Source organism: Acidovorax sp. FHTAMBA (genome assembly GCF_038958875.1).
In the GTDB taxonomy this organism is placed as follows: Bacteria; Pseudomonadota; Gammaproteobacteria; order Burkholderiales; family Burkholderiaceae_C; genus Acidovorax.
Genome location: NZ_CP152407.1, coordinates 1,623,909 through 1,644,094 on the forward strand (window position 1 = coordinate 1,623,909; position 20,186 = coordinate 1,644,094).

General features: G+C 64.3%; 17 protein-coding genes. 9 read left to right on the top strand and 8 right to left on the bottom strand.

Annotation, left to right across the window (positions count from 1 at the left end):
• Window positions 1–3: 3 nt before the first annotated feature.
• Window positions 4–258: a hypothetical protein gene (locus AAFF19_RS07540; RefSeq protein WP_008906317.1), complete on the bottom strand. Its 255-nt coding sequence runs from the start codon at window positions 256–258 to the stop codon at window positions 4–6.
• 87 nt (window positions 259–345) lie between these two features.
• On the opposite strand from AAFF19_RS07540, the gene AAFF19_RS07545 reads away from it, so the two are divergent.
• The 5 genes from AAFF19_RS07545 to AAFF19_RS07565 all read left to right on the top strand — a co-directional run bounded on the left by AAFF19_RS07545 (window position 346) and on the right by AAFF19_RS07565 (window position 5,855).
• Window positions 346–576, top strand: a complete 231-nt coding sequence (locus AAFF19_RS07545; RefSeq protein WP_008906318.1) for a hypothetical protein — start codon at window positions 346–348, stop codon at window positions 574–576.
• 46 nt (window positions 577–622) lie between these two features.
• Window positions 623–1,099 (top strand): molybdenum cofactor biosynthesis protein MoaE, encoded by a 477-nt coding sequence (locus AAFF19_RS07550; RefSeq protein WP_008906319.1) that lies wholly within the window; start codon window positions 623–625, stop codon window positions 1,097–1,099.
• Window positions 1,100–1,307: 208 nt separating this feature from the next.
• On the top strand, window positions 1,308–3,914 hold the full coding sequence (clpB, locus tag AAFF19_RS07555) for an ATP-dependent chaperone ClpB (protein WP_342721611.1): 2,607 nt from the start codon (window positions 1,308–1,310) through the stop codon (window positions 3,912–3,914).
• Window positions 3,915–3,977: 63 nt separating this feature from the next.
• Window positions 3,978–4,334, top strand: a complete 357-nt coding sequence (locus tag AAFF19_RS07560; protein ID WP_008906321.1) for a hypothetical protein — start codon at window positions 3,978–3,980, stop codon at window positions 4,332–4,334.
• An 81-nt stretch (window positions 4,335–4,415) separates the two neighbouring features.
• Window positions 4,416–5,855, top strand: a complete 1,440-nt coding sequence (locus AAFF19_RS07565) for a coniferyl aldehyde dehydrogenase (RefSeq protein ID WP_182119463.1) — start codon at window positions 4,416–4,418, stop codon at window positions 5,853–5,855.
• Here the strand turns inward: AAFF19_RS07565 and AAFF19_RS07570 are convergent.
• Window positions 5,827–7,671, bottom strand: coding sequence for a hybrid sensor histidine kinase/response regulator (locus AAFF19_RS07570; RefSeq protein WP_342721613.1), 1,845 nt, complete (start codon window positions 7,669–7,671; stop codon window positions 5,827–5,829). The genes AAFF19_RS07565 and AAFF19_RS07570 overlap by 29 nt on opposite strands.
• Entirely contained in the window at window positions 7,658–8,293 is a 636-nt protein-coding gene (locus AAFF19_RS07575; RefSeq protein ID WP_008906324.1) for a response regulator transcription factor, read from the bottom strand. Before AAFF19_RS07575 ends, AAFF19_RS07570 begins: the two co-directional genes overlap by 14 nt.
• A gap of 175 nt (window positions 8,294–8,468) precedes the next feature.
• On the opposite strand from AAFF19_RS07575, the gene AAFF19_RS07580 reads away from it, so the two are divergent.
• The 3 genes from AAFF19_RS07580 (at window position 8,469) to AAFF19_RS07590 (ending at window position 11,125) form a co-directional block, all read left to right on the top strand.
• On the top strand, window positions 8,469–9,065 hold the full coding sequence (locus AAFF19_RS07580) for a hypothetical protein (protein WP_342721614.1): 597 nt from the start codon (window positions 8,469–8,471) through the stop codon (window positions 9,063–9,065).
• Between the two features lie 176 nt (window positions 9,066–9,241).
• Window positions 9,242–9,763 (top strand): GNAT family N-acetyltransferase, encoded by a 522-nt coding sequence (locus AAFF19_RS07585; RefSeq protein ID WP_008906326.1) that lies wholly within the window; start codon window positions 9,242–9,244, stop codon window positions 9,761–9,763.
• Window positions 9,764–9,955: 192 nt separating this feature from the next.
• Window positions 9,956–11,125 carry a class I SAM-dependent methyltransferase gene (locus tag AAFF19_RS07590; protein ID WP_182119466.1) on the top strand — a complete coding sequence of 390 codons (1,170 nt, stop codon included), beginning with the start codon at window positions 9,956–9,958 and terminating at the stop codon, window positions 11,123–11,125.
• 69 nt (window positions 11,126–11,194) lie between these two features.
• On the opposite strand, the gene AAFF19_RS07595 is transcribed toward AAFF19_RS07590, so the two are convergent.
• The gene (locus AAFF19_RS07595) at window positions 11,195–11,749 is read right to left on the bottom strand and encodes a hypothetical protein (protein WP_182119467.1); all 555 of its coding nucleotides are present in this window, start codon (window positions 11,747–11,749) and stop codon (window positions 11,195–11,197) included.
• Between the two features lie 245 nt (window positions 11,750–11,994).
• On the opposite strand from AAFF19_RS07595, the gene AAFF19_RS07600 reads away from it, so the two are divergent.
• Window positions 11,995–12,948, top strand: a complete 954-nt coding sequence (locus AAFF19_RS07600) for a tRNA-dihydrouridine synthase (protein WP_182119468.1) — start codon at window positions 11,995–11,997, stop codon at window positions 12,946–12,948.
• A gap of 14 nt (window positions 12,949–12,962) precedes the next feature.
• On the opposite strand, the gene AAFF19_RS07605 is transcribed toward AAFF19_RS07600, so the two are convergent.
• The 4 genes from AAFF19_RS07605 to AAFF19_RS07620 all read right to left on the bottom strand — a co-directional run bounded on the left by AAFF19_RS07605 (window position 12,963) and on the right by AAFF19_RS07620 (window position 20,171).
• Window positions 12,963–14,849, bottom strand: coding sequence for a phospholipase D-like domain-containing protein (locus AAFF19_RS07605; protein WP_182119469.1), 1,887 nt, complete (start codon window positions 14,847–14,849; stop codon window positions 12,963–12,965).
• A 115-nt stretch (window positions 14,850–14,964) separates the two neighbouring features.
• Window positions 14,965–16,053 carry a bifunctional diaminohydroxyphosphoribosylaminopyrimidine deaminase/5-amino-6-(5-phosphoribosylamino)uracil reductase RibD gene (gene ribD / locus AAFF19_RS07610; RefSeq protein ID WP_246330896.1) on the bottom strand — a complete coding sequence of 363 codons (1,089 nt, stop codon included), beginning with the start codon at window positions 16,051–16,053 and terminating at the stop codon, window positions 14,965–14,967.
• Window positions 16,054–16,102: 49 nt separating this feature from the next.
• A complete protein-coding gene (locus AAFF19_RS07615) occupies window positions 16,103–16,525 on the bottom strand; it encodes a type IV pilin protein (protein ID WP_182119471.1) in 423 nt (140 codons plus the stop codon).
• Between the two features lie 28 nt (window positions 16,526–16,553).
• On the bottom strand, window positions 16,554–20,171 hold the full coding sequence (locus AAFF19_RS07620; protein WP_182119472.1) for a PilC/PilY family type IV pilus protein: 3,618 nt from the start codon (window positions 20,169–20,171) through the stop codon (window positions 16,554–16,556).
• Between the last annotated feature and the right edge of the window lie 15 nt (window positions 20,172–20,186).

A 20,186-nucleotide genomic window follows, 5' to 3' on the forward strand; every position in this document is an offset into this window, starting at 1 on the left:
GGCTCAGTCGGGGGTGAACAGCCGCTCGAACCGGGCCTGGTCGGAGGCCAGCTCAAACGTCACCACCTGCCCCATCTTCATGTCCGACAGGCGGCAGGCGCCAAATAGCGTTGTTTTGCCTGCGAGTTCCATCACCTCCAGGTCAATGATCGCGTAGGGGTGGGGCACAAACACCTGGTGCTCGAAGACGTCGCGCACGGTGTTGCGCGGGGACGGGTAGAGCTTGTAGAGATCGGTCTGAATCGTTTGTGTGGCCATGGATTGAAAGGGCTTGGAAGATCGCGCACCGGATCGCATGCGGGTACAGTGCTGGCGAATCGTACAGACAAACGTTTTTATCCCTCTATGGCACGCAACAAAAGTGAATGGCCCGCCAAGGTACTGGCCCTGGTCAAGGGCGGCAATGTGAATGCTGCCATTGCGCAGATCAAGGTGGCTCCCACCGTGGGTGACGTCACGCGCCTGCAGGCACTGCTGGCGCAATTGCCCCCTTCGCCCGCACTGGCGCAGCTGAACAAGGTGGTGGAAGAAGAGCGCGCCCTGCTGGCGGCGCCGCGGCTGCACCGGTCGCCCTGACCAACTGCCTGTCTGAACACCACATGCCCCGCTGAGAAAACTTGCCATGACCTTGCCCCGCGTTTCCATCCAGACCGAGGACTTTGACCTCTCCACCGAAGTCGCTGCGCTGCGCCGTGAAAACAAAGGTATTGGCGCCGTGTGCAGCTTCATCGGCACGGTGCGTGACCGCAACGAGGGCGACCAGGTGTCCTCGATGGAGCTGGAGCACTACCCCGGCATGACCGAAAAATCCATCGAAGCCATGGTGGACGAGGCCTTCCGCCGTTTTGACATCTTCGGCGCGCGGGTGATTCACCGCGTGGGCCTGCTGCAGCCCCTGGACCAGATCGTGCTGGTGGCCGTCACCAGCGCCCACCGGGGCCAGAGCTTTCAGGCCTGTGAATTTTTGATGGACTACCTCAAGACCCAGGCGCCGTTCTGGAAGAAGGAAGAAACCCCCCAGGGCGCGCGCTGGGTGGATGCCCGCGTGAGCGACGACGCGGCGTTGGCGCGATGGGGCATCACCGCGACCAATGCCTGATGCCGCACCCCCTGGTGTGGGGTGTAAATATCGGTCAAATTGGCCTCTATCGCTTGCTGGTAAAGCGCGAGTAGCTACTAAATTAGTAGTATTCGGGTAAGGCGACGCCGGGAGCGTTTGCTGACGCAGGTCAATCGGTGCGCAGGCGCAGTGTCTTGAAATCAGCCACCCCCCGCCTCAAGTGCTCTGCAATTCGGAGGACATCCACATGCGTCTCGACAAATTCACCACCAAGTTCCAGGAAGCCCTGAGCGATGCACAAAGCATTGCGCTGGGCAATGACCACGCCTACATCGAGCCCGTGCACATGCTCGTGGCCATGCTCAAGCAGGACGACGGACCCAAGGCGCTGCTGCAGCGTGCGGGCGCCAATGTGCCCGGCCTGCTGGCAGCCGCCGAGGCGGCCGTCGAGCGCCTGCCCCAGGTGCAGGGCAACGACCAGGTGCAGGGCGGCCCCGAGCTGGGCCGTGTGCTGCAGGCTACCGAGAAGGAAGCCATCAAGCGCGGCGACCAGTTCATCGCCAGCGAGCTGTTCTTGCTGGCCGTGATCGACAGCAAGGGCGAGGCCGCCAAGATCGCCAAGGACAATGGCCTCACACGCAAGAGCCTGGAGGCCGCCATTGAAGCCGTGCGCGGCGGCCAGAAGATGGACAGCGCAGAGGCCGAAGGCCAGCGCGGTGCCCTGGCCAAATACTGCCTGGACCTGACCGAGCGCGCCCGGCTGGGCAAGCTCGACCCGGTGATCGGCCGCGACGATGAAATCCGCCGCGCCATCCAGGTGCTGCAGCGCCGCACCAAGAACAACCCCGTGCTGATTGGCGAGCCCGGCGTGGGCAAGACCGCCATCGTCGAAGGCCTGGCCCAGCGCATCGTGGCGGGCGAGGTGCCCGAATCGCTCAAGAACAAGCGCGTCCTCTCACTGGACATGGCGGCCTTGCTAGCCGGTGCCAAGTACCGCGGCGAATTTGAAGAGCGCCTGAAAAGCGTGCTGAACGAGCTGGCCAAGGACGAAGGCCAGACCATCGTCTTCATCGACGAGTTGCACACCATGGTGGGCGCGGGCAAGGGCGAGGGCGCGATGGACGCGGGCAACATGCTCAAGCCCGCGCTGGCGCGTGGCGAGCTGCACTGCGTGGGTGCCACCACGCTCGACGAATACCGCAAGTACATCGAAAAAGACGCTGCGCTGGAGCGGCGTTTCCAGAAAATCCTGGTGGGTGAGCCCAGCGTGGAGGCCACCATCGCCATCCTGCGCGGCCTGCAGGAGAAGTACGAAGTGCACCATGGCGTGGACATCACCGACCCGGCCATCGTGGCTGCGGCCGAGCTGAGCCACCGCTACATCACTGACCGCTTTCTGCCCGACAAGGCGATTGACCTCATCGACGAGGCGGCGTCCAAGATCAAGATCGAGATGGACTCCAAGCCCGAGGTGATGGACCGCCTGGACCGCCGCCTGATCCAGCTGCAGATCGAGCGCGAAGCCGTGCGCCGCGAGAAGGACGAGTCCTCACAAAAGCGCTTTGCGCTCATTGAGGAAGAGATCACCAAGCTGCAAAAGGAAATCGCCGACTACGACGAGATCTGGCAGTCCGAAAAAGCCCAGGCGCAGGGCAGCGCCCATGTGCGCGAGGCCATTGACAAGCTCAAGTTCCAGATCGAAGAGTTCACCCGCAAGGGCGAATTCAACAAGGTGGCCGAGCTGCAATACGGCAAGCTGCCGGACCTGGAAAAGCAGCTGAAAGAAGCGCAGGCGCAAGAGGCCGGCAAGGACGGCGCCCCCGCCGCGCGCCGACTGCTGCGTACGCAAGTGGGTGCCGAAGAAATCGCTGAGGTGGTGAGCCGCGCCACGGGCATCCCCGTCGCTAAGATGATGCAGGGCGAAAAAGACAAGCTCCTGCAGATGGAGGCCAAGCTGCACGAGCGCGTGGTGGGCCAGCAAGAGGCGATTGCCGCCGTGGCCAACGCCATCCGCCGCTCGCGCTCGGGCCTGAGTGACCCGAACCGGCCCACGGGCTCGTTCCTGTTCCTCGGCCCCACGGGCGTGGGCAAGACCGAGCTGTGCAAGGCGCTGGCGGGCTTTCTGTTCGACAGCGAAGACCACCTGATCCGCATCGACATGAGCGAGTTCATGGAAAAGCATAGCGTTGCGCGCTTGATTGGCGCGCCTCCGGGCTATGTAGGCTATGAAGAAGGCGGCTACCTCACCGAAGCCGTGCGCCGCAAGCCCTACAGCGTGCTGCTGCTCGACGAGGTGGAAAAGGCCCACCCCGACGTGTTCAATGTACTGCTGCAGGTGCTGGACGATGGCCGTCTGACGGACGGACAGGGCCGCACCGTGGACTTCAAGAACACGGTGATCGTGATGACGAGCAACATTGGCTCGCACCTGATCCAGGCCATGGTGGGGCAGGACTCTGACGACATCAAGGAAGCGGTGTGGGGCGAGCTCAAGAACCACTTCCGGCCCGAGTTTTTGAACCGCATTGACGAAACCGTGGTGTTCCACGCGCTGGATGCGCAGCACATCGCCTCGATCGCCAGGATCCAGCTGCAGCTGCTGCAAACCCGGCTGGCGAAGATGGATTTGGAATTGCAGGTGTCCGATGCTGCCTTGGCAGAATTGGCCAAGGTGGGGTTCGACCCGGTGTTTGGTGCGCGGCCGCTCAAGCGGGCGATCCAGCAGCGCATCGAGAACCCGCTGTCCAAGCTGCTGCTTGAGGGCCAGTTCCCGCCCAAGAGCGTGATCGCTGTGAGCGTGAACCCGGTGCTGGAGCCGGGGGTGTTCCAGTTCAGCGCCGCGCCGCAGGGTTGACCGGGGCCGGGGAAAAGGGTCGAGCCCCTTTTCCCTTGCCCGAATGTGAAGGAGAGGTGTCGTTTGAATGAATTTGTTGCGGGCGTCCTGCGCCTGTTGCTGCGGGTCGTAGTCATTGCCATGGGGCTGGTGTTGTTTGCCAGCCTGCTGGTGGCTGTGATGGTGCTGGCGCTGGTGTGGTCGCTGCGGGCGGCCTGGGCGCGCATCACGGGCCGGCCCGTCACCCCGTGGGTGATGCGCATGGACCCGCGCACGGGCTTTCACACCGTGTTCCGCTCCACCGAACGCTGGACAACTGCCCGCCCGCGCTCGGCTGACGCAGCGCATGACGCCACCGACGAGGCTGCAGCGTCGCGCCGGGGTGGCGTGCTGCCGGGCGCCGCCGAGGTGACTGACGTCGAGGCGCGTGAAGTGCGTTGAGCGCCGACCTCCCCTCACAAACCCCTTCGCTGCACGTTCTGCCCGCGACACGATGCCCGGGGTGTCTTCTATGATCCGGGCATGACACCAGCCGATATCCACGCCCACTTCGATCTCCAGCGCCAGGCCAGCCGCGCCCATGTGGATGTGCCACTGCTCGTGCGCCGCGAGCGTCTCCTGCGCATCTCCAAAATGCTGGACGAGCACGGCGCCGTGCTGGCGGCCGCGGTGCAGGCAGACTTCGGCATGCGGTCGCCGCGCCTCACGGAAGTGGCTGATTTTTTCGTTCTGCGCACGCTGCTCTCGCACACGCTGAGCCATCTGGCGAAGTGGATGAAACCCCGCAAGGTGCGAACGCCCCTTTACCTGCAACCCGCGCATGCGTTCATCCAGCGCCAGCCGCTGGGCGTGGTGGGGGTGATTTCACCGTGGAACTACCCGGTGCAGCTGGCCCTGGCGCCCGCCATCACCGCGCTGGCAGCCGGCAACCGCGTGATGCTCAAGCCCAGCGAGTTGACACCCCACACCTCGGCCCAGCTGGCGTTGCTGGTGGCGCAGTTTTTCTCACCCGACGAGTTCTGCGTGGTGCAGGGCGATGCCAACCTGGCAGCCCTGTTTGCCTCGCTGCCGTTCGATCACCTGGTGTTTACCGGCTCCACCGCCGTGGGCCGCAAGGTGGCGCAGGCGGCAGCGCAGAACCTCACGCCCACCACGCTGGAACTGGGCGGCAAATCCCCCTGCATCATCGACGGCCACTGCGACATGCAGGACGCCGCCCTCAAGATTGCGCACGGCAAGCTGATCAACGCGGGGCAAACCTGCATTGCCCCCGACTACGTGCTGCTGCCGCGTGGCCGCGAGGGCGAGTTTGCGCAGGCCTACCGGGCTGCGGTGTCGCGCCTGTTCCCTACCATCGAGGGCAATGCCGACTACGCCTCCATCATCACGCCGCGCCACCACGCACGGCTGCGCACCATGCTGCAGCAGGCGCAGACGCAGGGCGCGGAGGTGCAGACCATCGACCCGGCTGCAGGCAAGCCCGCAGCCAGCACGGTGGGCACGCTGGGCGACGGCGCCAGCCGCCAGATGCTGCCCACGCTCGTGTTCGGCGCCACGTCGCAAATGCAGCTGATGCAGGAAGAGATCTTTGGTCCCATCCTGCCGGTGATCTCGTACGAGCGGCTGGACGACGCGGTTGCCCACATCAACGCCGAGCCCCGTCCCCTGGCGCTGTACTGGTTCGGCCAGAGCGAGTCGGTGCGCGACGACGTGCTTCGCCGCACCGTGAGCGGGGGTGTCACCGTGAACGACACCCTCATGCACATCGCCCATGACAACCTGCCCTTTGGCGGTGTGGGCGACAGTGGCTGGGGCGCATACCATGGCGAGCAGGGCTTTCTGCGCTTTTGCCACCAGAAGTCGGTGCTGGTGCAATCGCGCTGGGCCATGGGCTCGCTGTTCTACCCCCCCTATGGCGCCCGGTTCGACCAGGTCATGGGGCTGCTGCGGCGCTGGCTGTAGGCGCGGGGTTGCCCAGCGTGGGCTGCGCCATGAGCTGGACCATGGCATTGCGCAATTGCCCGGTGGACACCGGCTTGTGCAGCAGCAGCGCGGAGGTGGATTGCGCATCGCGCAGGCGCTGGGGCGAGGTGTCGCCGGTCAGGATGATGGCAGGTACCGGCGTGCCCAGGTAGGCGCGCAGGGCCTGCAGCACCTGCTTGCCGGTCTCTTCGTGGCGCAGCCGGAAGTCGGTGATGATGATGTCCGGCGTGATGTCGTCCAGGCACTCCAGTGCATCGGCGCTGGATTCTGCGGTGATGCACTGGCAGCCCCAGCTGTGCAGCAGCGACTGCATGCCCGTGCGCACGGCTTCGTCATCGTCGATCGCCAGCACCTTCAGGCCGCTGAGGCTTCTCGCATCGGGTGCCGTGGTGGTGTCGTCCTCCAGCGCGCCCTGCCAGCGGTCAAGCCACAGCCGGAACACCGAGCCCCGGCCTGGCTGGGACAGCACCTCCACTGACGTCTTCATCTCCCGCGCCAGGCGCTGAACAATCGCCAGGCCCAGCCCCAGGCCCTTGCGGCGGTCGCGTTCGGGGTTTCCGAGCTGGTGAAACTCCTTGAAGATGTTGTCCCACTGGCTTTGCGGAATGCCGGCGCCGGTGTCCCACACTTCCAGGGCAAGGCGTTTGCCGCGCGTGCGGCAGGCGATCAGCACGCCGCCCCTGGCGGTGTAGCGCAGCGCGTTGGAGATGAAGTTGTGCATCACCAGCCCGACCAATGAGCGGTCGGCAAACGCGGCGGCCGATGTCTCGCGGGTGCGGTACACGAGGCCAGCGGTGTCGGCCTGCACACCGAATTCCTGCTCCAGCGCCGTCAGCAGGGGCTGCACGGCGAAGGCATCGGGCCGCACCTTCACCACGCCCGCTTCAAGGCGCGAGTAGTCGAGCAGGGTGGTCAGCATTTCGGCGGCCGCGCCCGATGCGGCATGGGCGTGCCCCAGCACCGTGCGCTGGTGGTCGTTCAGGGGGCTGCGCTGCAGTGACTCCAGAAACAGTCCCATCGCATGCAGCGGCTGGCGCAAATCATGGCTGGCAGCTGCCAGAAAGCGGGATTTGTCGCGGTCGGCCTGTTCAGCCGCTTCCTGTGCGGCCAGTGCGCGTTGCGATTCGGCACGCAGCTGGTTGACCAGCCGGTCGTTCTCCAGCTTGAGTGCAATGCTGCGGCGGGTGGCCCGGTCTGCCGTGCGCGCCTGCAGGCCGGTCAGCGCGAAGTACACGCTGGTGAGGAAAAGCGCAGGCCACATCACGGGCCCGCCCGCCAGGGCCACTGCCACCATCACCCCGCCCACTGCACTGCCAAGGTACGTGACGTACGCCCTGTACAGCGGCGCGCCCAGCCCCAGGGCACCCGATGACACGGTGCTCACGATGCCGATGGCGTAAATGACGCTTTCCGGGCTGCCCCAGTAGAGCACCACATAGCCCAGGCTCCCCCAGCTCAGCCCCATGGCGGCCATGCAGGCGATCAGCTTGCGCGCCGCCTGCCGCGCCGGGTCGGCAAAAGGCGCAATGCTGCGCACGGTGAGATACACCCCGGCCACCACCAGCGCGTGTGCCACCAGCCACACGGTGATGGCCTCTGGCTGGGTCACCCGCGCCATGACCCACAGCGTACCCAGCGCAGTGGCCAGCGAGGCCAGCAGCGTCATGGGGAAGTTCTGCCGCAGCAAGGCCACCTGCTCGCGCAGCACCTCGTCGCGCTCCCACACCGGCCATCCCCAGCGCGTGGGGGGCTGCACGGCATCCGACCCTGGCGGCAGTACCTCAGAGGGGGTCATGAAGCTGGGGTGTGGACAGGCCCAGGCGCTGGGCCGCCAGCAAGGCGGCGCTGCGGCTGTTGACGCCCAGTTGCGCAAAGATGGCCGCCACATGCACCCGCACGGTGTTCTCGCTCAGCCCCAGGTCGCGCGCAATGACCTTGTTGGGCTTGCCGGTGCACAGGTGCGACAGCACATCCAGCTGCCGCGCGGTGAGCGACGGGGTGTCCGGCCCGCGCGTGGTGGCGCTGTTGCCGCTGTTGATCGGAAAGCAGGGCTGGCCCGCCAGGGCGCAGCTGATGGCCTCCAGGATGTCTTCGGCGCTCGCGGACTTGGGCAGAAAGCCATCGGCGCCGCGCACGCGTGCCTCATGGATCGCATCCGGTGCCACGCTGGCCGATACCAGCACGATGCGCGCCCGGGGGCAGGCCTGGCGCAACAGGCGCAAGCCGTCCAGGCCACTCATGCCTGGCAGCTGGATGTCCAGCAACACCAGGTCGGCATCGGCCATCTCCAGCGCGCAGGCTTCGGCGATGGAGCCTGCCTCGGCAATCGAGCCCACCCGGGGGTGGTCCTGCACGATCAGGCGAAGCCCGGTACGGAACAGATTGTGGTCGTCCACAAGCAAAAGGCGGGCAGTCATGCACCAAGTATTGCGCACAACGCCGTGTTGCGGACTAGTCCATTTGTGCGATGGACGCAGGTTGGCTCACTTTCTAGACTTTCCGTCAAGCATTGAAATGCACCTGGAACAGGTCCCGGGGCGTGGCAATGCGCAAGCCTTCCGGTTCTGTTTTCTTGCTATTCAAAGGTGTTCCATGACTGCCCATGCTCTGCACTCCCCGTCGCCCACTTCCGATGTGTCCCGTCACCACAGCGAGCGTCGGCCTGGCGCGGGTGTGCAATGCAGTGCGGTGCTGGGGGGAAACACCCTGGCGCACATCGTGGAAGAAAACTGCCCGGGGATGCTGCCCTCGGCCGGGGTGGTGGTCGAGCACCTGGATGCGCAGGCTGGAACCTGGCAGTTTTCGCTGGACGAGGGGCGGACCTGGCGCGCCATCCGCACCGACCTGATCAACCGTGCCGGCAACATGGGCCTGGCGCTGAACCGCGATGCGCGCCTGCGGGTACTGCCGTTTGCGGGCCACCGGGTCAGCGGGGTCCGCGTGGCTTTTCACACCGTGCAGCGCAGCCACGGGATGGGCAATGGCAGCTACCGCCCCTACGCAAGCGACGAGCGGGAAGAGGGGTGCTCCTGCACCGTGACCCTGGTACTGGCGCTCTCTGCGATCAACGGAGCTCCGCCCGTGGTGCACGTGCCGCGGCCGCGCAACAAGCGCGCACTGGTGCAGCGAACCGCACCGGGTGCGGGGCCGGCAGGGGGCTCACTGGGCGACGGCATGGCGCTGGCGTGACGGGGCTTGCGGCCGAGCTGCCGCGTTTTCGTGCGCCCTGAACGTTGGGAAGCCGGATAAGGAGCGGAAGGGGGAGGGAGGGGGACAAAAGGAGGGCGCCACGGGGGCTAAAACCGTTTGCGGCGACAATGCCGGTCCTTTTGTTTTTTCATTCCCCGTTTTCGTTCGGTTTTTCCATGTCCAGTATCCAGGTTCGTCCCGCTACGCTTCGCGATGCCAAAGCCATTGCCCAGATCCACACCGTCTCTGCCCAAGAGGCCTACAAAGGACTGGTGCCCGACGAGCAGTTGAAATCCATGTCGGTCGAGAAGCGCCAGGCCTACTGGCGCGAGGCCATCGAATATTGCGAGCCCCAGGTCCAGGTGGCCGTGGACGGCGAGAAGATCGTCGGTTTTGTCGGCTACGACCGCTCGCGCGATGAAAAATCCCGCCCCACCACGGGCGAAATCTGGGCTATCTACGCGGCGCCCACCCACTGGAACCAGGGCGTGGGCCTGGCCCTGTGGGATGCGGCCCGTGACGGCCTGCAGGAAGAAGGCTGCACCAACGTGACCGCCTGGGTGCCGCTGCGCAACGAACGCGCCCTGCGTTTTCACGAGATGGCCGGCTTCAAGCGCGAGCTGTCCACGGCCAAGACGGCGGTGATCGGCGGCGTGAAGATTGAAGAAGTGCGCCTGAAGCGCCCGATCAACGCGTAAAGTGCGACGACACCCCCCTGTGTCGCTGCGCTCCTTCCCCCCGCTCTCGCTTCGCCGCGCTGCGCGGGCAGGGGGACGATGCCATCGCTGCGGGGCGGCCCTTGCCCGGCATCCCAGGCCTGCCGCGCGCCTGTTTCCACCCTTACGGACTGTGCGCGGCACTGTCAGACACTGATGCCAACAACTCCTTCCATGATCCACTGGACCCACCAGGGCCAACCCCATCAGGCCCACTGGCGCTCCGAAAGCGGTGCCCCGGCGTCGCGCCGGGTCGTCACCGCCGACGACACCCTGGCCGCTGACACGGCCTACCGCATGGCCTGTGAAGGCACGGGCCTGCTGTGGCAGGGCGATTTCCAGAACGCCCGGCTGCTGTTGCAGGCGCTGATGCGCCGCGCTGATGGCAAGTCGGGCAAGGCAGGCAAGCCCCGCAAGTCCGCAGCCAAAGCGGCGGAAAAAAAAGCCGCTGCCGCAACCCCTGCCGAAGCCTTTCACCTGCACCGCCAGGCGCAGGCGCAGCGTGCGCGGGTGCTGGCGTCGGTGCTCATCCCGCTGGAGGGTGACTACGCCATCGACCTTCGCCGCGCGCCCGACTGGCGCCAGGCCTGCAGCGAGGCTTGGGGCCCTGCGACCGGCGAGCGATCGGTGGCTACGCTGCGCGAGTTGCTGGGCCTGGTGGGCGCACACGAGTGGCGCAAGAAGGGGGTGGAAGTGCCCGCCCTGGGCGCGCCGCCGCACAACCGCATCCATCCGCATTACGGCGTGTTTTCGCCGGTGCGCGGCGAATATGTGGGCCTTGTGGCCGATGCAGCGCTGCCCGGAAAGGCCCTCGCCTTCGACATTGGCGTGGGCACCGGCGTGTTGTCGGCCGTGCTCGCACGCCGTGGCGTGCAACGCGTGGTGGCCACGGACCAGGACCCGCGCGCGCTGGCCTGCGCGCGCGAAAACCTGCAGCGCCTGGGCGTGCTGCCCCAGGTCGAGCTGCTGCAGGCAGACCTGTTCCCACCCGGCCGCGCCCCACTGGTGGTGTGCAACCCGCCGTGGGTGCCGGCGCGCGCCAGCTCGCCCATCGAGCGCGCGGTGTACGACGAAGGCAGCCGCATGCTCAAGGGCTTTCTGGCGGGGCTGGCAGACCATCTGGAACCCGGTGGCGAGGGCTGGCTGATCCTTTCGGACCTTGCAGAGCACCTGGGTTTGCGCCCGCGCGCGCAATTGCTGCAGTGGATTGCCGAAGCGGGGCTGGTGGTGCGCGGTCGCACCGATGTGAAACCCCTGCACCCCAAGGCCGCCGACGCGGGCGATGCCCTGCATGCAGCGCGGGCGGCAGAGGTGACATCGCTGTGGCGGCTGGCTGCGGCGTGATGCCGGCCTGAGTGCTTCGCCTCTTTACCGTTTCACCGCGTCACCGCAGCCTGGTCTGAAGGCCGCCTCTCACGCCATGGCCGACGTCTGGGTCGACTCGAAGGGCATCGACTCCGAGGGTGCGAAGGGTAGCAACTTCTCGAACTTTTCCCGCACGCTGGCGGCGCGATCGGCCCCTGCGGTCAGGGCAATTTCTTCGAACATGGCTTCACCCACATCCAGCATGCTGGCGCGGTCTCTGGCGGCGCGCAGCGCCTCGCGGAACTGCACGGCCAGGGTGGGGTCACGCCGCGCGAACAGCCGCTCGCAGAGGTCGAACAGGTACATGCGGGCCCCAGCGAGCGAACGCAGGGTTTCGCCGGGCTCCGGGCGCTGGATGGAGGGCCTGTCGTCGGGGTCGGCGGCCACACTGGCAGCGGCAGGCGGCAGTTCTGCCGGGCCGGCCAGGTAGCCCTGGCGCATGAGGTTCTCCACAATCTGCGCGCCGATGCCGTTGTACATGGCCTGCAGGTCAGACAGCGTCTTGCCGTCCACCAGCAGCAGCAGCGAACGTTCGCGCAGGCTCAGGGTGCGCACGCCGGGTGAGAGTTCCAGGCGGGCTTTTTCGGTTTTTTGCAGCAGCATGGGTGTCTCCGGTCACGGGGTCATCACGGCGATTGCATCGAACCAGGATGACGCTGTGATGACCCCGCTGCCCCACAATGGCGGGTTGCCCGCGCAGCCGCGCGGCGGTGATCGAGGTTTTTGCTATTGTTTTTGTAGCTGCTGGCGCTTATCCATTAAGCGCCAGAGCATGATTTGACTCATATTCTGGCTGCATGCTGCGCCCGCCCGGTGCCGGGTTGCGGTGCGTGGCAGCCGCGCTTGCGATGACCTTGCTGCTTGCCCCCATGGAGGGGCTTCTGGATTTTGTGCTGCGTGATGTGCTCACCCGCGTGGGTGGGGTGAACCGCTGCGTCTCCGAGTTCATTCGCATCACCGGCACGCTGCTGCCAGACAAGGTGTTCCTGCGCTATGTGCCCGAGCTGCGCAACGGCAGCCGCACGCTGGCCGGTGTGCCGGTGCGGGCGCAGCTGCTGGGCTCCGACCCGGTGGCCATGGCGGAGAACGCGGCACGCCTGGCGGCCCTGGGGCCCGAGGGGATTGACCTGAACTTTGGCTGCCCGGCCAAGGTGGTCAACCGCCACGGCGGGGGCGCGGCGCTGCTGCAGGAGCCCGAACGCATCGCCACCGTGGTGGCCGCCGTGCGCCGCGCGGTGCCAGCACACCTGCCGGTATCCGCCAAGATGCGCCTGGGTTTCAACGACACCGGCCTGATGCGCGAATGCGCGCAGGCCATGCAGGCGGGCGGCGCCTGCGAGGTGGTGGTGCATGCCCGCACCAAGGCCGATGGCTACCGGCCCCCCGCGTACTGGGAGCACATCCCCGCCATCCGCGCGGCGGTGCAGATTCCGGTGGTGGCCAATGGCGAGATCTGGTCCGTGGCCGACGCGCAGCGCTGCCGCGAAGTGTCGGGCTGCGACGCGCTGATGCTGGGGCGTGGCATGGTGGCTGACCCCGGCCTGGCGCGGGCCATTCGCGCGGCAGGCGCCGGGCAGCCCGGCGCAGACACGGTGTTGTGGTCAGACCTGCTGCCGCACATCGCCGCCTTCTGGCAACTGGTGTGTGAAGACCTGGAACCCCGCCAGCGCGCAGGGCGCCTCAAGCAGTGGCTCAACCTGTTGCGCAGGCGGTTTCCCGAGGCCGAGGTCGCCTATCAGCACGTGCGGACCCTGACCGATCAGCGCACCATCAGCCAGTGGGTGGCAGCGCAGCAAAACTGAGCCGCCGACCCCACCTACAGCAGGTGATCGGGCGCGAACGGGCCCAGCAGCCGCAGCATCAGGCGCAGCGGCACACTGGCATCGGGTTCCGTCGTGGCATCGGCCAGACCACTGCCTTCGGGCGCACGCCACACCAGGCCACCCGCCTCATTGAGCTGCACATGCCAGGCCGCTTCGCGCAACGCGGTCTCGATGGGGGCCGTGGCCGCCTGGCTGAGGGCCTTGCTGCGGATCAGCAGGGCAATTTCCGTGTTCTGAAGCTGCGACCGCATATCCAGGTTCATCGACCCCGTGGCAAGCAGTCGGCCGTCCATGATGAGCAGCTTGGAGTGCAGCATGGCACGCGAGCTGCCCACCCCGCTGCTGCCAGTGCCGCCTGCCGACGACCCGCCGCCTGAGCTGCCCGTGGAGCCGAGCGAGCCTGTGAGCAACGCTGCCGTGTCGCTGCGCATCTCGTACAACTCCACACCCATGGCCAGCAGCTCGGGGCGGTGGCGCGCGTAGCCGGCATGGGCAATCGGTGCATCGTTGGACGCCAGCGAATTGGTGAGCACCCGTACCCGCACGCCGCGCGCCCGGGCAGCAGCAAACGCCTGCTTCATGTCAGGGCCGGGCACAAAGTAGGGGGAGATGATCAACAGATCGCTCCGCGCCTGTCCCATCAGGTGCAGCAGGCCGTCCACCACTGTATCGGTCTGCGCCTCCAGGGTTGCACGGTCAGCGGAGGAGGGGGCAGCGCTTTGTAGCGCGGCATCCTCGGTCTTGGACGGTGCCGTGCGAACTGCCGGTTGGGCGACCGTGCCCGCTGTGCCCCGGGAAACCACCGCCAAGGGGGTGGCCTTGGCGGGCAGCTTTTCGGGCAGGGTGGGGGGGGACGTACCGTCGGGCGGAATCTTGGCAGGCTTGTCCACCAGCACCGCCGCCGGGGCCCAGACAAACTCGGCACGCGCCAGATCCATGGGCTCCCGGTTCCATATCCGTGCGAGCTGTTCGGGGCTGGCAGGCTGGTCTGCGCCCACCGAGGAGCCCTGCGGCGCATTTATAGGCTCAAGGGGCGCGGGAGATGGTTCGCGCTCGTGTGCAGCACTGCCCGAGGCCTGTGCCCGGGCACGCATGGCGTCCAGTTCCTCCTTCGAGATGAGCGACTGCACGGGGTAGGCGCGTTCGTTGTTCCAGTAGCTGTCAAAGCTGCGGGAGAGTTCCTGCACGATGGGCCCGGCCGCCAGCACATCCAGGTCCACAAAGTTGCCGGAGTCTGCATTGCCGAAATAGGCGTCCCCCAGGTTGCGCCCCCCGGTCACCCCCATGGCGTTGTCCGCAATGAAGAGCTTGTTGTGCATGCGCTGCTGCACGCGAGAGAAGTCCCCCATCGCGCTGAACATGCGTCCCAGGGTCGAACCCCGGGCTCCGGTGAGCGGGTTGAACATGCGCATTTCGATGTTGGGCACAAACGCCAGCCGCATGACCTGGGCATCGCGCCCCGTGCTATGGAAATCGTCCAGAAGCACCCGCACGCGCACACCGCGTTGTGCGGCGTCCACCACGCCCAGCAGCAGTCGCTCGGTGCTGGCGTCGGCATGGATCGCGTAGTACTGCAGGTCCAGCGTTTTCTGCGCAGCGTTCACCAACGCCAGGCGGCTGCTGTACGCCGTCTGGGCGCCGCTCAGCAGCAAAAACCCCGAGGGGTGCCGCCCGCCAGCCGCCGCTCGGCGCTGCTGGACCAGCTGGCCCAGGGCCGTGGATTCAGGCGCAGTGATCGCTGTGGAAACCGGACGGTGCACATCCTTGGGCAGCCCGGCACACCCGGTAGCACCCGCCGTGAAGACGACGGCCAACAGTGCCAGCCAGCCATAACGCGCCGTTCGCGTTAAGACGGCAGAGGGGTATGGCATGTGAAACATGCCGTGATTGTGACGCGCGGTAACTGGGCGCCGTGTCAGACACCACGCTCCGCGAGTTGCTGAAGACCACGGCACCTTCGGGCGACGGTGTCACCGAATTCCCAGATTCACCGGACTAAAACTGATCGCGCCCTTGCACCCTTGCCACCACCCGCAGGTCAGGCCCCACCATCTGGGCCGATGTGAACTCCAGTGCCAGCCCTTCAGCAAGGGACTGGAGCGGGCCAAACTGCGCCATCCCCAACCCTGGCCCCAGCAGGCGGGGTGCCAGGTACACCAGCAACTCGTCCACAAGTCCTTCCCGCACCAGCGAGCCATTGAGCTTGTGGCCCGCCTCCACATGCAATTCATTGATACCCCGGGCTGCCAGGTCCCGCAGCATGGCGGGCAGATCCACCTTGCCGTGCGCATTGGGAAGATAAATCACCGTAGCGCCGCGTGCCGCCAAAGCGGCTTCTTTGGCATCATTTCGGGCTGCAGCGTAGATGTAGCAAGCGCGACCAGCTATCAAAAGATTAGCATCCAGAGGCAACTGCAATTGGCTGTCAACCACCACCACATGGGGCTGGCGGGGCGTTGGAACCTCGCGCACGTCCAGCCGGGGGTTGTCATCCAGCACCGTGCCAATGCCCGTCAACACCGCACAGGCCCGCGCACGCCAGGCATGGCCGTCGGCACGCGCGGTGCGCGAGGTGATCCACTGGCTGGCACCGTTGGTGAGCGCTGTGGCGCCATCCAGCGATGCAGCGGCCTTCAGGCGCACCCACGGCGTGCCGCGCACCATGCGGCTGAAAAACCCGATGTTCAGCGCCCGCGACTCGTCTGCACCCGGCCCCACCACCACCTCCACCCCAGCAGCCCGCAGCCGCTCGAAACCATGGCCCGCCACCAGCGGGTTGGGGTCGGTAATGGACGCTACCACCCTGCCAATACCGGCCTGCACCAGGGCATCACAGCAGGGCCCGGTGCGGCCCTGGTGCGCACAAGGCTCCAGCGTCACATAGGCCGTGGCCCCCCGCACATCGTGCCCGCGCGCCGCCGCATCCCGCAGCGCCATCACCTCGGCATGGGCACCTCCGGCGTGTTGGGTGAAGCCTGTACCCAGCACCTTCAACCCGTCGCCCGCCACGATGACGCACCCCACGCGAGGGTTGGGGTTGGAAAGAAAAAGCGCTTGAGTGGCGAGCTCAAGCGCTTGGGTCATGGGAGGGGGCGCTGAGAATTCCATTGCGCGCCGAATAGTAACTCAGTGATTACTTGTTCCAGCATTCTGCGGCGGTAACTCCGGAACCCATATTGATCGCGCTCCGCATGCCTGTGTTGGTAATCGTGAAATCTCCACATCGATCTGCCGCCTGCGGCCCAGGGGACTTGCGGGCGGCGACCAACGTGAACGCCGCGTTGGTGTTGCCTGCCGCAAAACCAATGGTGTAACGCTTGGTAGTGTCTGCCGACCACGTGAGTGCGGTCGGAAGTGTGGTTGGGTACACGCCCGTGGCTGTGGAGGCCCGTTCCAGGTACTGCTGCGCCTGCAGCAGCCCAGCGCGGGCGTCTGCCCGATGTCCACGTCGGATGTACTCCGCGTAGCTAGGGTAGGCAATGGCCGCGAGGATACCCACGATGGCCACCACAATCATCAGCTCAATGAGAGTAAAACCCCGGTGTTGATGCTTCATAGGTCAATGTTCTCCTGCACCTTCGAGGCTACCGTAACTGGCGCCAACTGGGGCGCATGCTCTGCTCGGGCAACGTAGCTCCGACCAGTTCGTCCGTAGATCCATCCCCCTTCTTACCGGTGATATGTATCTTGTCTCCACGTTGGATCATCGTGTGCGAACCTGCAGTTACCGATACCCGCGAGGCGCCTTTATCCGAAGTCAGGTTGTACTTCCCGTCGCCGTTGGTGTCCAAAATCTGCACGCTGGGGCGCTTGCCATCCATGATATTGATAAGTGTGAGGAATTGCTGTTCCTTAACAACAGTACCCGCCTCGCATGTTTCGATTGTGGTGTCAACCAAGGAGCCTTTGGCAGGAACTTGAGAGAAAACGGCCAGCAGGTTACTGCTGTCATAGAACTCCATGGGCTTGAGTTGGCGCTCGCGGGTCTGAGGTAAATCCATGTACCAGCCCTTCTTTACCTTCCAGTCGAGTACGGTGGTTGCGTCCACGGTCCAATACTGATGGCCATCACGGGTCAATTCAGGCGTAACGGGAATGGAGCGCTGCACCAGATCTCCTTGTGTTACCACCTTTGGCAGATCGTCAGCTGATTTCACCAAATCCTTGCAATCGTCCGAGGGAGAGGGGTCCGCACATACTGCCACGCGGTTTTTCTTTGCGCCGATCAGCTTGTAGCTAGTGTTGTCCAGCACAGAGTACAGACTTTGCTTGTTCGCATTGCTGGCAGTGTTTGGGTCGCTCACGAGGGAGTCCTTCGCAAAGTTGCTTCCGGTGCCGAAGGCCACCATCATGCCGCTGACGGGGACAGTCTTAGTCTTGCCACCGCCGATATCGATTTCCTTCTTGCGGTCGTTGGTACGAACAGTGGGTACAGCCGTGATGGGTTGCGCCAGGGTGCGAGAGTCTGGTGAACCTTCGGTTCCGCCCTTGGCGGTGAAAAGTGGTACGCCACTGGTGGTGTGGTTGGTCGTTGTGTTGGCATCGGTGTCCCATCGTGCCACTCCCCATTTGGTATCGTCGCTATCAGCAATCAGGAACTTCCACAGATTGCCCTTCAGGTCGCCAGCATATACCACGTCGGGCCGCCCATCACTGTTGATGTCCACCAGTCGTGGTGCCGACAGGCCATTGTCCGTAGTGGTTGCTTGGCTTCCGGTCGCAGCATTGCCGGTGGCCACAAGTCGCAGCAATTTCTTGTCACCATCCAGATATTGGACTAGTAGCACGGGGCGCTCGCTCTTGCTGTTGTAGCCATTGCCCATCACCGCAGCCCATCGATTGTTGTTCATGCGCGCGATCTGCGTCGTACGTTGTGGATTGGACTCGTCGATGACCGGTTTGGAAAAAATATGGCCCATATCGGCAGCGGCCAAGCACGCTTCCTTCTCTGAAACCGGTGTGACGGCGGCGTCTTCGCAAACCCCTACCGTGGCGACAGACTCGCTTGCATGCCGAGTTTTGTCCATCACCACCAGTTGTTGGGCATTGGCCTCGCTAAAGTTACCGGCCGCAGGTTCCGTTGTACCGGGCTCGGTTACGTTCAGCACAAAATATCCCTTGCCACCCGCCCCTAAAGTGCCCACCAGAAGAGTGTGCCAATTGGGTACGTACAAAGGATCGGTATCTTGATCGCCTACACCCATGTCCACGTCACCGCTCATGGCCGAGCCGTCGACGTAGTAGCGGTGATTGTCGTTGTAATCGGTGTCAGCTAACCGACCCAAAGCGGGCAGCACCCCCTTGGGAACATAGGCCAGTTTTTCGGTGCCGTCCGCTCCCGAAAAACCATGTAGCATACCGTCGTTGCCGCCCACATAAATCATTGGAAGACGGTTCTTGTGTGCACGGGCGAACGCTGCATAACCCTTCCATGGGTAGTTGCTGGAAGGAGCTCCCACATACCACACTTCTGAATTGACAATGTCCCCCTGGCGGGATTTTCTTTCTCTAAAAGGCTTTGTGACGGTGTAATTTGGCGGGCTTGCTGTGCCCTCCTTGGTACGGTCCCCACGGATGTAATTGAGTCGGTCCTGCCCCAGGGCATCGCTGGAGCCATCCTTCTTTAAATTGAGAAGATTCTTTTGTGCCGTGCTGAGATTAGTTTCGTCAGCAGCCCATTTGAAAGGAACGCCACCTTTCTCTGCACCAGTCGCGGGATTGGTGATCTGGGTGCTGTAGCTGAGGACCAGACGGGTACTGACATTAAAGCCAGCCCCGTCAAGAAGATCTGCAGTGTTCTTGCCTGCCCAGCCCGGCGTAGGAACGGTGGTTCCGTCAGGCTTCACAGTTTCTGAATCCACGTAACCTCGCCAAGCATCTGCGGGCACGTAGTTGGCGACATACTTGGCCACATCGTTGCGCGATGCATTGCTGCCACTTGTAGCGGTAGAGCCCTTGTCGGGCTCGGTGGCGGTGCTGATGTCGCCAATGATCATGCGAAAGGCTTTGGCGAGGTCTTCACCCTTTTCTACGGCAAAGAAGCGGCCCCGACCGTTGATGGCCGCGTGCCACATGTCGTGGCCTCTGTCTTTACTTTGTGCTTTCCAAGCGTAGGTGCCATTCGCATATTCAGCAAAACTACCGTCGAAGTCATAGGGCAACATCGAGGATGGCGCAGTAATGGCGCCTTGATCCGTGCCGGCACTGGTGTAGTTCTTCTTGGGCAGTGCATCGCTGCTGAACCCAATGGTGTAGGTGACCATGTGGGGCCAACTGGCGGGGTCGTAGCGTGGATTCCAGTACTTGGTCAGCGTGGTCTGAACATTTGTCACCAGATTAGTGAACGTTTCACTCGCCGGGGCAGTTTCATAGTCAGCGCGGGGTGTCATCGACCCCGTCAGCCCACTGGTTTGTAGTGGGTCTGCCCAGCTTTTGAAGGACCAGTCGGCAATGGTCGTGTAATTTTCAGTATCGCGATAGATTTTTGTGTTGGGGTTGGTGCTGTTGTACGCCGTGCCGTCATTAAAGGTGGTGTTTTGATTGTCGTAGTTGCGAGGCGTAGTTTGCCGCTCGCTTCCGTTCCATCCGCCGTCCGTGAGCAGAATGTGGAAATTACGTCGGCAACCCAAATAAGGCGTGCTGGTCGTGCCCGGTACGGCAGCCCAAGGGCCATTTTGGTGCAAGGAGGCTCGCATGTACTGGTCGGCCCGTTGCACCATATCGTGGGTAGGGGTGTTCGTGCAGGCCGTATAGTTGCTCATGTATGACAGAAAATTGGTGCGATGGGTCGCGTCCAATTTACGCATGACATTCTTATTAGTGGCAGTGGTTGCTGTGGCCGCCGAAGCGTCCAAATTGGGAGCCCATGCCACGCCTCCGACCTTGGTACAGTTACCCATGGTTTGCCAAGCGAATCGGATTTTCCCGTCTGGCAATACGGTGGTGTCGCTGAAAACTTCGATCAGCGATTCCTTGAGAACCTGAGTACGGGTTTTGGTGTATCCAATCATGTCCTTGGCGTTCATACTCGTCGAGTCATCGAGCGAGATGATCACGTTGGGCGCTACATAAGGCTGTTTGGTACCTGGGGGCGACTGCGCCAGGTCAAGTGCCCAGCTGCCGTGCGGCGCGAGTGCGGCGCCTACGGCTAGGGCAACCAGTGTTTTTCTAAAATGAGTGCGGCGGGGTGTGGAGTGGGGCATGAAATGCTCCTGGCA

Coding starts and splice junctions, on each gene's coding strand:
- AAFF19_RS07565 (WP_182119463.1), top strand. CDS start 4,416: ATGACACCAGCCGATATCCACGCCCACTTCGATCTCCAGCGCCAGGCC.
- ribD (WP_246330896.1), bottom strand. CDS start 16,053: ATGACCCAAGCGCTTGAGCTCGCCACTCAAGCGCTTTTTCTTTCCAAC.
- AAFF19_RS07605 (WP_182119469.1), bottom strand. CDS start 14,849: ATGTTTCACATGCCATACCCCTCTGCCGTCTTAACGCGAACGGCGCGT.
- AAFF19_RS07620 (WP_182119472.1), bottom strand. CDS start 20,171: ATGCCCCACTCCACACCCCGCCGCACTCATTTTAGAAAAACACTGGTT.
- AAFF19_RS07550 (WP_008906319.1), top strand. CDS start 623: ATGACCTTGCCCCGCGTTTCCATCCAGACCGAGGACTTTGACCTCTCC.
- AAFF19_RS07595 (WP_182119467.1), bottom strand. CDS start 11,749: ATGCTGCTGCAAAAAACCGAAAAAGCCCGCCTGGAACTCTCACCCGGC.
- AAFF19_RS07585 (WP_008906326.1), top strand. CDS start 9,242: ATGTCCAGTATCCAGGTTCGTCCCGCTACGCTTCGCGATGCCAAAGCC.
- clpB (WP_342721611.1), top strand. CDS start 1,308: ATGCGTCTCGACAAATTCACCACCAAGTTCCAGGAAGCCCTGAGCGAT.
- AAFF19_RS07600 (WP_182119468.1), top strand. CDS start 11,995: ATGACCTTGCTGCTTGCCCCCATGGAGGGGCTTCTGGATTTTGTGCTG.
- AAFF19_RS07540 (WP_008906317.1), bottom strand. CDS start 258: ATGGCCACACAAACGATTCAGACCGATCTCTACAAGCTCTACCCGTCC.
- AAFF19_RS07575 (WP_008906324.1), bottom strand. CDS start 8,293: ATGACTGCCCGCCTTTTGCTTGTGGACGACCACAATCTGTTCCGTACC.
- AAFF19_RS07615 (WP_182119471.1), bottom strand. CDS start 16,525: ATGAAGCATCAACACCGGGGTTTTACTCTCATTGAGCTGATGATTGTG.
- AAFF19_RS07545 (WP_008906318.1), top strand. CDS start 346: ATGGCACGCAACAAAAGTGAATGGCCCGCCAAGGTACTGGCCCTGGTC.
- AAFF19_RS07590 (WP_182119466.1), top strand. CDS start 9,956: ATGATCCACTGGACCCACCAGGGCCAACCCCATCAGGCCCACTGGCGC.
- AAFF19_RS07570 (WP_342721613.1), bottom strand. CDS start 7,671: ATGACCCCCTCTGAGGTACTGCCGCCAGGGTCGGATGCCGTGCAGCCC.
- AAFF19_RS07580 (WP_342721614.1), top strand. CDS start 8,469: ATGACTGCCCATGCTCTGCACTCCCCGTCGCCCACTTCCGATGTGTCC.